The organism is Terrabacter sp. BE26, assembly GCF_041941675.1.
Taxonomy (GTDB): Bacteria; Actinomycetota; Actinomycetes; order Actinomycetales; family Dermatophilaceae; genus Terrabacter.
In genome coordinates this window covers 106,937-119,762 of the sequence record NZ_CP090122.1, presented here as the reverse complement: position 1 = coordinate 119,762, position 12,826 = coordinate 106,937, and the positions used below count along the sequence as shown (strand labels likewise).

General features: G+C 68.8%; 11 protein-coding genes. All 11 read left to right on the top strand.

Going from position 1 to position 12,826, the window contains the following annotated elements:
* The first annotated feature begins 196 nt into the window (after window positions 1-196).
* The 11 genes from dnaK (at window position 197) to LQK93_RS00525 (ending at window position 12,453) form a co-directional block, all read left to right on the top strand.
* Window positions 197-2,098: a molecular chaperone DnaK gene (gene dnaK, locus LQK93_RS00575; RefSeq protein WP_374969646.1), complete on the top strand. Its 1,902-nt coding sequence runs from the start codon at window positions 197-199 to the stop codon at window positions 2,096-2,098.
* A gap of 11 nt (window positions 2,099-2,109) precedes the next feature.
* Window positions 2,110-2,613, top strand: a complete 504-nt coding sequence (locus LQK93_RS00570; RefSeq protein WP_374969645.1) for a nucleotide exchange factor GrpE — start codon at window positions 2,110-2,112, stop codon at window positions 2,611-2,613.
* The gene (locus LQK93_RS00565; RefSeq protein WP_374969644.1) at window positions 2,613-3,584 is read left to right on the top strand and encodes a DnaJ C-terminal domain-containing protein; all 972 of its coding nucleotides are present in this window, start codon (window positions 2,613-2,615) and stop codon (window positions 3,582-3,584) included. Before LQK93_RS00570 ends, LQK93_RS00565 begins: the two co-directional genes overlap by 1 nt.
* A complete protein-coding gene (locus LQK93_RS00560; RefSeq protein ID WP_374969643.1) occupies window positions 3,581-3,934 on the top strand; it encodes a chaperone modulator CbpM in 354 nt (117 codons plus the stop codon). The genes LQK93_RS00565 and LQK93_RS00560 overlap by 4 nt, the downstream gene beginning before the upstream one ends.
* Window positions 3,925-6,561, top strand: a complete 2,637-nt coding sequence (gene clpB, locus LQK93_RS00555; protein ID WP_374969642.1) for an ATP-dependent chaperone ClpB — start codon at window positions 3,925-3,927, stop codon at window positions 6,559-6,561. Before LQK93_RS00560 ends, clpB begins: the two co-directional genes overlap by 10 nt.
* Window positions 6,558-7,058, top strand: a complete 501-nt coding sequence (trxA, locus tag LQK93_RS00550; protein ID WP_374969641.1) for a thioredoxin — start codon at window positions 6,558-6,560, stop codon at window positions 7,056-7,058. The genes clpB and trxA overlap by 4 nt, the downstream gene beginning before the upstream one ends.
* The gene (locus LQK93_RS00545) at window positions 7,055-7,333 is read left to right on the top strand and encodes a UBP-type zinc finger domain-containing protein (RefSeq protein WP_374969640.1); all 279 of its coding nucleotides are present in this window, start codon (window positions 7,055-7,057) and stop codon (window positions 7,331-7,333) included. Before trxA ends, LQK93_RS00545 begins: the two co-directional genes overlap by 4 nt.
* Window positions 7,311-8,990 carry an FAD-dependent oxidoreductase gene (locus LQK93_RS00540; protein WP_374969639.1) on the top strand — a complete coding sequence of 560 codons (1,680 nt, stop codon included), beginning with the start codon at window positions 7,311-7,313 and terminating at the stop codon, window positions 8,988-8,990. The genes LQK93_RS00545 and LQK93_RS00540 overlap by 23 nt, the downstream gene beginning before the upstream one ends.
* Window positions 8,991-9,358: 368 nt before the next feature.
* Window positions 9,359-10,507: a zinc-dependent alcohol dehydrogenase gene (locus LQK93_RS00535; protein ID WP_374969638.1), complete on the top strand. Its 1,149-nt coding sequence runs from the start codon at window positions 9,359-9,361 to the stop codon at window positions 10,505-10,507.
* 18 nt (window positions 10,508-10,525) lie between these two features.
* Window positions 10,526-11,155: a hypothetical protein gene (locus LQK93_RS00530; protein ID WP_374969637.1), complete on the top strand. Its 630-nt coding sequence runs from the start codon at window positions 10,526-10,528 to the stop codon at window positions 11,153-11,155.
* 341 nt (window positions 11,156-11,496) lie between these two features.
* Window positions 11,497-12,453 (top strand): AraC family transcriptional regulator, encoded by a 957-nt coding sequence (locus tag LQK93_RS00525; RefSeq protein WP_374969636.1) that lies wholly within the window; start codon window positions 11,497-11,499, stop codon window positions 12,451-12,453.
* Window positions 12,454-12,826: the final 373 nt, after the last annotated feature.

The following is a 12,826-nucleotide window of genomic DNA, read 5'->3' as shown; positions in this document are numbered from 1 at the left end:
TCGCTCCCGACGGATATCGGCAGGTCTGCCGATACCCACCGCCAGTCGTGCCGTGTGTAATCGAGGTACGAACCCGCCGGAGACCGGACACCGGCGACCGAAACGGCGGCCGGGCCGATGAACCCCTTCACGGGATGCCCCGTGCCGTGCACAGCGGAGCGTGGCTGGGTCCGACATCGAGCGAACGGAGTGCGCCATGGGCAGGGCTGTAGGTATCGATCTGGGAACGACCAACTCGGTGATCGCGGCGATGGAAGGCGGCCAGCCCCAGGTCGTCCCCAACGCCGAAGGGAACCGGACCACCCCGTCCGTCGTCGCGTTCCTCGAGAGCGGTGAACGACTCGTGGGCCAGATGGCACGGCGGCAGGCGATCCTGAATCCGAAGGGCACCATCTACTCGGCCAAGCGCTTCATCGGCCGGAAGTACGACGAGGTGCAGAGCGAGATCAACACCGTCTCGTACGACGTCGTCGCCGGGCCCGACGGGGCCGTCCGCTTCTCGGTCCGCGGCAAGCTGTACGCGCCGGAGGAGATCTCGGCACAGATCCTCCGCAAGCTGGCGGACGATGCCGGCAAGGCGCTCGGCGAGCGGGTCACCGAAGCGGTCATCACCGTGCCCGCGCACTTCAACGACGCACAACGGCAGGCCACCAAGGATGCGGGCAAGATCGCCGGGCTCGAGGTGCTCCGGATCATCAACGAGCCCACGGCTGCAGCCCTGGCGTACGGCATGGACAAGCTCGAGAACGAGACGATCCTCGTCTTCGACCTCGGCGGCGGGACCTTCGATGTCAGCATCCTGACCATCGGTGAGGGCGTGGTGGAGGTCCGCTCCACGGCAGGCGACACCCACCTCGGTGGGGACGACTTCGACCGCCGCATCGTGGACCACCTCGCGGATGAGTTCAAGAAGGAGAACGGCATCGACCTGCGGCAGGACCCGCAAGCCCTCCAGCGCCTGTTCGAGGCGGCCGAGAAGGCCAAGGTCGAGCTGTCGTCCGTCACGCAGACAGCCGTGAACCTGCCGTTCGTGACGGCCGACGCCTCCGGTCCCAAGCACCTGAACGTCAACCTGATGCGCTCCACGTTCGAGCAGCTCACCGCGGACCTCGTGGAACGCTGCATGGGGCCGGTCAAGCAGGCCATGGATGATGCGAAGGTCACTGCGGACGACATCGACGAAGTCATCCTCGTTGGGGGTTCGACGCGAATCCCCGCGGTGCAGAACCTGGTCCGCCGGTTGACCGGTGGCAAGGAACCCAACATGACCGTCAACCCGGACGAGGTCGTGGCAGTCGGCGCGGCCGTGCAGGCCGCGGTGATCAAGGGCGACGTCAAGGACGTCCTGCTCCTCGACGTCACACCGCTCTCGCTGGGGTTGGAGACGCAGGGCGGGGTGATGACGAAGGTCATCGAGCGCAACACCACGATCCCGGCGCGTCGCACCGAGGTCTTCAGTACCGCCGCGGACAACCAGGAGGCGGTGGACGTGGTGGTCCTCCAAGGCGAGCGGGAGCGGGCCAGCGACAACCGGGTGCTCGCACGGTTCCGGCTGGAGAACATCCGTCCGGCGCCCCGAGGGGAGCCGCAGATCGAGGTCACCTTCGACATCGACGCCAACGGCATCCTGCACGTCTCGGCCAAGGACAAGGACACCGGCGCCGAGCAGGAGGTCACCATCAGCGAGACCTCGACCCTGAGCCAGGAGGAGGTCGGCCGTATGGTCGCCGACGCCGAGGCACACCGTAGCGAGGACGCCCAGCTCCGTGAGCTCGTCGACGCCCGCAACGAGCTCGACTCCGTGACCTACCAAGTCCAGCACCGGCTCGAGCAGGCCGGTGACGCCGTCCCCGAGCACGACCGCGCCCGCGCGGAGATGCTGGTCAACGACGCGCGCACGGCTCTCGACGAGCAGGCACCGATCGACCGCCTGCGGTCGCTCACGGGCGAGCTGCACCAGATGCTCCAGGCCCTGAGCACATCTGCCCAGAGCGGCGCCGGCGGCGCCGGCCCCACCGGTGGGTCGACCGGCTCCGGGCAGGCTGGACCGGGCGACGACTCCGACGATGTGATCGACGCCGAGTTCACGACGCACTGAGCGTCATCGACATGTCCGAGCAAGCAACCCCGGAAGAGGAACCGGCCGACGAGAGCGTCGTCGACAGCGCCGCCAAGACCGAGAAGCAGATCGCCGAGCTCGAGGACTCGTGGCGCCGCACCGCTGCGGAGCTGGAGAACTTCCGCAAGCGGTGTGCCAAGGACGTCGTCCGCGCCCGGGAGCAGGAGCGGACGTCAGTGGCAGCCCGCTGGTTGCCGATCCTCGACAGCCTCGAGCGTGCACTCGAGCACGCCTCCTCCGACCCGGGCCAGATCGTCGAAGGCGTGCGCGCCGTGCGCCAGCAGGCGCTCGCGGTCCTGACGGACCTGGGCTTCCCCCCGAGGGACAACGAGACCGGCAAACCATTCGACCCCGCCCACCACGAAGCCGTCAGCACCATCGCCGACGAGAACCTCGTTCCCGGCACGGTCGCGCACGTCGTCCGGGCCGGCTACGGGACCGACGACAGGATTCTGCGGCCGGCCTCGGTCGTCGTGGCGACCAGGGGCGAGTGATGGCCCGGGACTTCTACGAGGTCCTAGGGCTGTCCCGCGACGCCGACCAGTCGGAGATCCAGAGGGCGTATCGCAAGCGTGCCCGCACGCTCCACCCCGACGTCAACAAAGAGCCTCAGGCGGAGGAAGAATTCAAGGAGCTCTCCGAGGCGTACGACGTGCTCTCCGACCCCGACCAGCGCCGCCGGTACGACGCGTTCGGTGAGGACTTCCGGCGCGTCGCTCCCGACGTCGACCCGGACGCCTACCGTCGGGCGCGCGCCTATGCCGGGGCCGGGGCCGGCGCCGGCGGTGGGCGACCGAGGGGCTGGGGCGGCGGTGGCGGTCCCTCCGACGGCTTCCGGTACTCGGGCGCCGGGGACGTGGACATAGAGGACCTGCTCGGCGGCATCTTCGGTGGGCGCGGCCCCGGCCGCGGCGGATGGGGACCGGTCTCCGGCTCCGACCACGAGACCGAGATGGAGGTGACCGTCGAGGAGGCGTACAACGGGACCCAGCGCACCCTGTCGATCAACGGCCCCGACGGTCCCCGGACCATCGACGTGAACATTCCAGCCGGCGTCGTGGACGGCCAGCGGATCCGGCTGCGCGGCCAGGGCGGTCAGGGATCCGGCGGAGGCGAGACCGGCGACCTCTACCTCATCGTCCGCATCGCGCCCCATCCTCGCTACCGGCTCGAGGGCCGAGACCTGCACATGCTGGTGTCCCTCGCGCCGTGGGAGGCCGCGCTCGGTTCGTCGGTGGACATCGACACCCCCGGCGGAACCGCCACCGTCAACGTCCCGGCCGGCACCTCGAGCCACCGTCGGCTGCGGCTGAAGGGACGCGGGCTGCCGAACAAGCGGGGCAAGCCAGGTGACCTGTATGCCGAGGTGCAGATCCGGGTGCCCCCGTCACCGTCGAAGAAGGAACGCGAGCTGTTCGAGCAGCTCGCCAAGGCCTCGACCTTCGACCCAAGGAGTTCGCGATGACCGAGACGAGCAATGGGCGACCAACCGGTACGCCGAACGGGACTAGATGGGCTCTCGCCCGCCCCTACCGCCTCAGCCTGGACAGCTATGCCCGGATCACCGGGGTGCACCCCGAGCTGGTCCGCCGGCTGGTGGCGCTCGGGCTGCTCGACATCACCCGGGACGCCGAGGGCAACCTCTGGTTCGACCCGGCCCAGGTCCGGGAGATGGCCACGGTCCAGCGACTGCACCTGCGGCTGAACCTCACGTACTCCTCGCTCGGCCTGGTGATGGATCTTCTCGACCGGATCTCAGACCTCGAGAGAGCACGACCGCACTCACACTCAGATCGGGGAGTTCCATGGACCTGAACCAGCTCACGCAGAAGTCGCAGGAGGCACTCCACGACGCCCAGACCAAGGCGCTCCGGTTCGGTCACCAGGAGGTGGACGGTGAACACCTCCTGCTGGCGCTGCTGGAGCAGAGCGAGGGGTTGGTTCCGCCGCTGCTGGCCCGGGCAGGTGCGGACGTGGACCGGCTGCGGGAGGACGTGGTGGCCGAGCTCGAGAAGCGCCCCCGCGTGACGGGGTCCGGCGCCGAGCCCGGCAAGGTGTACGTCACCCCGAGACTGAACCGCGTCCTCGAGGCCGCGGCGAAGGAAGCCAGCAGGCTCAAGGACGAGTACGTGTCCGTCGAGCACCTGGTGATCGCGCTCTTGGACGAGGGATCCGGCTCGGCAGCCAGCCGGATCCTCGCGCAGCACGGCGTCACGCGCGACTCGTTCCTGCAGACCCTGACAGCGGTGAGGGGCTCCCAGCGGGTCACGTCTGCCACCCCGGAGGGGACCTACGAGGCCCTCGCCAAGTACGGTCGCGACCTCGTCGCGGATGCGGCCAACGACCGGTTGGAGCCGGTCATCGGCCGGGACACGGAGATCCGTCGCACCATCCAGATCCTGTCCCGCAAGAGCAAGAACAACCCGGTGCTGATCGGCGAGCCCGGGGTGGGCAAGACCGCAATCGTCGAGGGCCTGGCCCAGCGGATCCACAACGGAGACGTGCCCGAGGGACTGCGGGACAAGACCGTCTTCGCCCTGGACATGGGTTCTCTCGTCGCCGGTGCGAAGTACCGCGGTGAGTTCGAGGAACGGCTCAAGGCCGTCCTCAACGAGGTGCTGGCCGCCGAGGGCAAGATCCTGCTGTTCGTGGACGAGCTGCACACCGTGGTCGGGGCCGGCGCGTCCGAAGGCGGGATGGACGCGGGCCAGATGCTCAAGCCCATGCTGGCCCGCGGCGAGCTGCACATGATCGGGGCCACGACCCTCGACGAGTACCGCTCCCACATCGAGAAGGACGCTGCCCTCGAGCGCCGGTTCCAGCCGGTCATGGTCGACGAGCCGAGCGTCGAGGACGCCCTGTCGATCCTCCGGGGGCTGCGCGAGCGCTTCGAGGTCTTCCACGGCGTCAAGATCCACGACGGCGCCCTGGTCGCCGCGGTCACCCTGAGCCACCGCTACATCTCCGACCGCTTCCTGCCCGACAAGGCCATCGACCTGGTCGACGAGGCCTGCGCGATGCTGCGCACCGACATCGACTCGATGCCCGCGGAGCTCGACGAGCTCACCCGCCGGGTCACCCGGCTGGAGATCGAGGAGGCCGCGGTGGCCCAGGAGACGGATCCGGCCAGCCGGCGCCGCCTCGAGGAGCTGCGCAAGGAGCTGGCCGACCTCAAGGCCGAGGCCGACGCCATGCGGGCCCAGTGGGAAGCGGAGCGCCAGGCGCTGCGCGAGGTCCAGGCGCTGCGGCAGGAGATCGAGCAGGTTCGCCTGGAGAGCGAGCGTGCTGAGCGGGAGTACGACCTGAACCGGGCCGCGAGCCTGCGCCACGGCAAGCTGCCCGAGCTCGAGCGACGGCTACAGGCGGCCGAGGAACGCCTCGCGGCCAAGCAGGCCGGAAGGCGCCTGCTCCGTGAGGTCGTCACCGCGGACGAGATCGCCGCCATCGTGGCGCGGTGGACGGGCATCCCGGTGAGCCGGCTCCAGGAGGGCGAGCGGGAGAAGATCCTGCGCCTCGACGAGGTGCTGCACGAGCGGGTGATCGGCCAGGACGAGGCTGTGCAGCTGGTGACCGACGCGGTCGTGCGGGCGCGGTCCGGCATCAAGAACCCGGCCCGACCGATCGGCTCCTTCGTCTTCCTCGGCCCAACCGGCGTGGGCAAGACCGAGCTCGCCAAGGCGCTCGCGCAGGCCCTCTTCGACAGCGAGGAGAACATCATCCGCATCGACATGAGCGAGTACCAGGAGCGGCACACCGTGAGCCGGCTCGTGGGGGCCCCGCCGGGATACGTCGGATTCGAGGAGGGCGGCCAGCTGACCGAGGCGGTTCGGCGCAAGCACTACTCGGTGGTCCTGCTCGACGAGATCGAGAAGGCCCACGTCGACGTCTTCAACATCCTGCTCCAGGTGCTCGACGACGGGCGGCTCACGGACTCCCACGGTCGCACGGTCGACTTCCGCAACACCGTCATCATCATGACGTCGAACATCGGGTCCGAATACCTGCTCGAGGGGGTCACTCCCGACGGCGAGGTGAAGTCGGAGGCCCGCACCCTGGTGATGAGCGCACTGCGCTCCCACTTCCGGCCGGAGTTCCTGAACCGGATCGACGAGATCGTGCTGTTCAAGCCGCTGACGTTCACCGAGATCGAGCGCATCGTCGACCTGCAGCTGGGCGAGCTGAGGGAACGGCTGGCGGAGCAGCGGATCACGCTCGAAGCCACGGAGCAGGCCCGGCGGTTCATGGCCGAGCAGGGCTTCGACCCGGCATACGGAGCTCGCCCCCTGCGGCGGTTCATCTCCCGTGAGGTGGAGACCCGCGTGGCCCGCGCGCTCCTGCGGGGCGACCTGCCCGAGGACTCGACCATCGTGATCGACGTCGCCGACGGCGAGCTCACCGTCGTTCCAAGGCAACCCGACAACCAGAAGAAGGCAGTGGCATGAGTACGACGGTGAATACCCCGACCAAGGTCGTGGTGTGCCCCAACTGCAGCACGAAGAACCGAGTGCCCGCCGCGGCAGACGGGGCGCCCCGCTGCGGGAACTGCCACAAGCCACTCCCGTGGGTGGTCGACACCTCCGATGCCGACTTCACCGCTGTGGCGGATGAGTCGACCATCCCGGTGCTCGTCGACGTGTGGGCGCCGTGGTGCGGTCCGTGCCGCATGGTCAGCCCGGCTCTGGAGCAGCTCGCCACGGAGCTCGCAGGCTCGTTGAAGCTGGTCAAGGTCAACGCGGACGAGGCGCCGGAGGTGAGCCGCCGCTTCGAGGTCCAGGCGATCCCGACGCTGGTCCTCATGCACCACGGCAAGGTGGTCGACAAGCAGGTCGGCGCCGCTCCCGCGCAGGCTCTGCGGTCATGGCTCAACGAGCACCTGCCCAAGGAAGAGGCAGAGCCCACCCACGACAAGGACCCGTCGAGCAAGGACGACCCACGATGACGGCGATTCCGGGTCGGCTGATCCCGGACCCGCACCTGCCGCTCGTCCGCAAGGTCGGGCCGCCCAGGACTCGGGGATGCGAGGAGTGCCTGCGTCTGGGCACCCCCTGGGTGCACCTGCGGCAGTGCCTGACGTGCGGTGAGGTGGCCTGCTGCGACTCGTCCCCAATGCGCCACGCGCACGCCCACGCCGCCACGACGGGCCACGTCATCGTGAGATCGATCGAACCGGGGGAGTACTGGAGGTGGTGCTATGCCGACGAGCAGTTCGTCTGAGCTCGACCTGTCGGACCTGTCGGACCTGCCTGAGACACCCGACACCAGCGGGGCCTATCCGCGGCTCACCGACGAGCAGATCACGCTGCTCTCGCGCTACGGCGAGCGGAAGCGACTTCCCAAGGGCTCCACGCTGTTCTGCGAAGGGGACCGCGACTGCGGCCTGTTCGTCGTGCTGGACGGCAAGGTCCGGGTCGTCCAGGAGGACACCCCGGAGGCAGAGCCGCGGGTGATCGCCGTCCACGCGCGGGGTCGCTTCGTGGGTGACCTGTCGATGCTGACCGGGCAGGCGGTCTACGTCACCGCCGTCGCCCAGACCGACGTCGAGGTGCTGGAGCTGCCCTACGACCAGCTCAAGGAGGCGGTCACCCACGATCGGGTGCTGGGCGACCTGATCCTGAGGGCCCTCATCCTCCGACGCAACATCCACGCCGACCTCGGCGCAGGCCTGCGGATCATCGGCTCCCGCTACTCGGTCGAGACCCGTTTGCTGAGGGACTTCGCCAGCCGCAATCGCATCCCGTACCGCTGGGAGGACCTGGAGGAGGACCCCGAGGCGGAGGCCACACTGCGGGCGTTCGGCATCCCGCCCGATGAGACCCCTGTCGTGATCTGGAAGGGACGCACGGTCCTGCGCAACCCCAGCCTCGGGCAACTGGCCGAGCTCCTGGGTCTGCGGGAGGACACGCCGTCCCGCGATGCGCACGACATGCTGGTGGTCGGCGCCGGCCCGGCCGGTCTGGCGACTGCGGTGAACGCGGCCGCCGAGGGACTCTCCACGGTGGTGCTCGACGCCATCGCGACAGGAGGGCAGGCGGGGACGTCGTCCCAGATCGAGAACTACCCCGGCTTCCCGGCGGGCATCTCGGGCGCTGAGCTCGCCGACCGCGCCGTGGTCCAGGCCCGCAAGTTCGGCGCCACCTTCACGATCCCCGGCGAGGCCCAGTCGCTCGAACGCATCGACGGCCACTTCGTCGTGCGGCTGGCCGACGGAGCCAGCGTCGAGGCACACACCGTCGTGCTCGCGACGGGGGTGCGCTACCGGCGCCTCGAGGTCCCCGGCATGGACCGGCTCGAGGGGCCCAGCGTCTACTACGCCGCCACGGAGTTCGAGGCCCGGCTCTGCCGCGGCGACCGCGTCGCGGTGGTCGGTGGCGGGAACTCTGCAGGGCAGGCGGCGCTCTTCCTGTCGAGGAACGCCTCGCACGTCGACCTCCTGATCCTCCACGAGGACCTGAACCGCGACATGTCCCGGTATCTGACTGACAGGATCGAGCGCAACCCGAAGATCACCGTCCGGCGCTCGACCGAGGTCGTCGAGCTGGTCGGGGACAGGGCGCTCGAGGCGGTGGTGGTCCGGGACCTGCACACCGATGACCGAGACCGCCTCCCGGTCACCGCGTTGTTCGTGATGATCGGCGCGGAGCCGCACACCACCTGGCTGCAGGGACGGCTCCCGCTGGACGAGAAGGGGTACATCCTCACCGGCGACGGCGAGAACGGGTGCACGACGAGCTTCGCCACCGCGGAGCCGGGCGTCCTGGCGGTCGGCGACGTGCGCAGCGGCTCGACCAAGCGGGTGGCGTCCGCGGTGGGAGAGGGCGCGATCGCGGTCCGCCAGGCGTACGAGCACCTCCGCAGGGTCGGCCGCCGCTGAAGGGCTGTTCCCTCGAGGCGGTACCAGCAGGAGAACGGACTGAGCACCCTTGTTGGCGTGAGCTCCTTTGCGGCCATCGCGGGACGAGCCGACCTCGACCCTCCGGAGCGGCCAAAAGCCTGCAGAGGTCATTCGTCGGCGTCGTCGAACGTCTGGACGACAAGGGCCGAGAAGCGCTCGGGCAGGCACTGCCCAACGCGCCGACGTACCAGGGGGTCGGGTGCCGGGGACGTCATGGGCAGGTTTGCCGATACCCCTGCGGGCGTCGGCCTCCTGTAATGGAGAAACGCGACGTCGCTTCCGGATGGACCGAGTTGGCCGCAAAACGGGTGGTCATGCACGAGCGGGGTCGCTGAGGGGAGACGCGCATGCGTGCGATGGTCTATCGCGGGCCCTACCGGGTCCGTGTCGAGGAGAAGGACATCCCGGCGATCGAGCATCCCAACGATGCGATCGTGCGAGTCACCCGGGCGGCGATCTGCGGGTCTGACCTGCACCTCTACCACGGGATGATGCCGGACACCCGCGTCGGGATGACGTTCGGGCATGAGTTCATCGGCGAGGTGCACCAGGTGGGGTCGTCGGTGGAAAACGTGCGCCCCGGCGACCGGGTCATGGTGCCGTTCAACATCTTCTGTGGGACGTGCTTCTTCTGCGCGAGGGGGCTCTACTCCAACTGCCACAACGTGAACCCCAACGCCACGGCGGTCGGTGGCATCTACGGCTACTCGCACACCTGCGGCGGCTACGACGGGGGCCAGGCGGAATACGTCCGGGTGCCGTTCGCGGACGTCGGGCCGGGGCTGATCCCGGACTGGATGGATGACGACGACGCCGTCCTGCTCACGGACGCCCTCCCGACGGGGTACTTCGGGGCCCAGCTGGGGGACATCGCCGAGGGCGATGTCGTCGTCGTGTACGGGGCCGGTCCGGTGGGGCTGTTCGCGGCGAGGTCGGCGTGGTTCATGGGCGCCGGCCGGGTCATCGTCATCGACCACCTCGACTACCGGCTCCAGAAGGCCCGCGACTTCGCCCACGCCGAGGCGATCAGCTTCACGGAACATGCCGACATCGTGCGCCACATCAAATACCTGACGGACGGCCTGGGGGCAGACGTCGTCATAGACGCGGTCGGCGCGGAAGCCGACGGAGCCCTGCTCCAACACGTGACAGCCGCGAAGCTCAAGCTCCAGGGTGGGTCGCCGGTCGCGCTGAACTGGGCGATCGACACCGTTCGCAAGGGCGGCACGGTCTCGGTCGTGGGGGCCTACGGTCCGCTCTTCAGCGCGGTCAAGTTCGGCGACGCGATGAACAAGGGCCTGACCTTGCGCATGAACCAGTGCCCCGTCAAGCGACAGTGGCCGCGGCTGTTCGAGCACATTCGCAACGGCCATCTCAAGCCCAGCGACGTCATCACCCACCGCATCCCTCTGGATCACATCGCCGAGGGGTACCACGTGTTCTCGTCCAAGCTCGACAACTGCATCAAGCCGATCGTGGTTCCCAGCGCCGCGTAGCCCAGGGAGGAGTTCTTCATGACGTACACGTACACACCTCAGAAGCCCCCGATTGGCGAGGACAGCGACACCCTGCGGGCGCGGATCCCCGGCTGGGGCGCCGACCTCGACCCCGCCGACCGTCCGTCGGTGCCACGGGAGCGGTTCGACCCGTCGTTCTCCGGCGCGCACTGGGAGTACCCGGAGCGGCAGCCGGAGAAGTGGCCACGGGAACGGTCCGTGGAACACACCCAGCTCCCGCCGGTGTTCGGTACGACGTGCCCGCCAATAGGTCTTTCCGGTGTCATTCGCAAGTACTCCTACGCGAAGTACAGCGAGGGCCAGTCGGCGCACTGGCTACTGCTGTTGCTGGCCGATCGCGTCGACACCGTCGAAAGCGCGGGGCGCTCACTGCTGACCCTGCGCCCCGACAATCCGATCACCGAGACCGGAGTGCTTGCCGAGGCGAGGTACCACGGCCTTCGCTCCCGGCTGGGGCGCAACCGCGCTGACATCAAGCACCAGTGGATGGACCCCTTCATCGTCGGGGCCCCGTGGATCGGGGGTGCCGTGGTGACCTACCTCGGGGTGAAACGCACGTTGTCGCGTGCTCGATCCGGAAAGGCTCACCACAAGGCGTCCCGCCTTGCAGTCGGTGAAGGGCGATGAGCGCACGGGTCGACTGCTGTCACCTCGTCGGGCTGTCATCAGCCTGATCGCCGGTCGGGTCGCGGGCACGCGGGCGTCTGGCCCGTCGGCGTCCTCACCGGCGGCTGGGGAAGCAGCCGTACTCTTCTTGCCCATCATCTGCATATAGTGGCCGCACCGAGCAGGTCCCATGTCGAAGCCGTTGGTGCACGTATGAACAGTGATGGTGGCTGGCGCCCAGGCCCTTGGCGAACGCGGGCTGCTTGACGATGCGCACGCGACAGTCGTCTGGGACGGGTCGCGGGGATGACCCCGCCGCACCGGATCCCACGAAGGACGCCTTGGCGACACCAGCGCGGGCGGTGGAGGTCGTGACGGCCACTACAGGCGATGAGGCTGAGGCAGCTGTCGCCGACGTGTATCTGCCCAACCGCCTCGAACCGTTGGAACCAGGCGCACTGGCCATGCGCCTGGCCGCGGTGCGCCTGGGGACGACCACGGTGGGGCAGCTGGGATACGGACGTCGCATGCGACTGGTGACCGAAGAGGCCAGTCACATCCACGTCAACACGCCGGTGCTGGGGACGGTCGTCTCGCGTGTGGGCCGCTCCGAGCCGCTGATCACCGCGAGCAGGCAGGCGGCCGTGTTTCCCGTCGGCGAGCCCGCTCACATCGAGTGGAGTCATGATGCCGTTCAGCTGTGCATCATGATCCCCAGCTCAACCCTCGAGAGCGAGCTCGAGGAGCTCCTGGGACATACCGCCAAGAGACCCTTGGACCTGCCCTTCCACATGAGCCTCACCACGCCCGAGGGGCGAGTCTGGCGAAGCATGGTGAACCTCCTCGCTGGTGAGCTCGCCAGCCCGGGACGTCTGCTCTCGCATCCCGCTGCCGGGCGACAGCTGGAAAGGACCCTGCTCGACGCCCTCCTCCTGGGGCACGCGCACCACAACCTCGAAAGGCTCGACCGTCCTGACGTGCCGGCCGCTCCTCTTGCGGTCGCGCGTGCGATCGACGTGTTGCACGAACGTCCAGCAGAGGCGTGGTCGAGCACTGTCCTGGCTAGAGCAGCCCACGTGAGTGTGCGCTCACTGCAGGACGGGTTCCTCAAGCATGTCGGCAAGCCGCCCATGACCTACCTGCGCGACCTGCGGCTCGCAGGCATTCATGAGGAGCTGACGCGGGCGACTCCTGGCACGACGACCGTGGAGACCGTCGCGTACAGCTGGGGGATGGTGCACCTGGGCCGCTTCGCTGCGGCCTATCGGCAGGCATTCGGGGAGCTGCCCTCCCACACCTTGAGGCGGCAACCGACATAGGGACGTGGACAGTGGGGTCGCCACGGCCCGGAAGAGTCGCTCGTCCCCGGTCCAAGGCGCGAGTCGGTGCAGGCGACCACACGGCGCTGACGATGCGCGATTCGGCCATAGGCTCTGCGCGCCATGGCTAGTCGACCGCTCCGAGAGCCCGATTGGATGGTGACTTAGGTTCCGCCGGTCGTCGCGCACCGATGCGGACTTCAACATGAGGTCCCGGACGTGCCACGGTCGGCGGAATCAGAGGGTTTGGCAGAGCGAGGAGCGATCCGAGCACAGCCGCACATGGGTTGCCAGCTACCCCTCTAGCAACACGGCGAGCGGTCCCGGGCGACCCCCCACCCCCTCGGGACCGCTCGCCCCAGCTCTTGGTTTC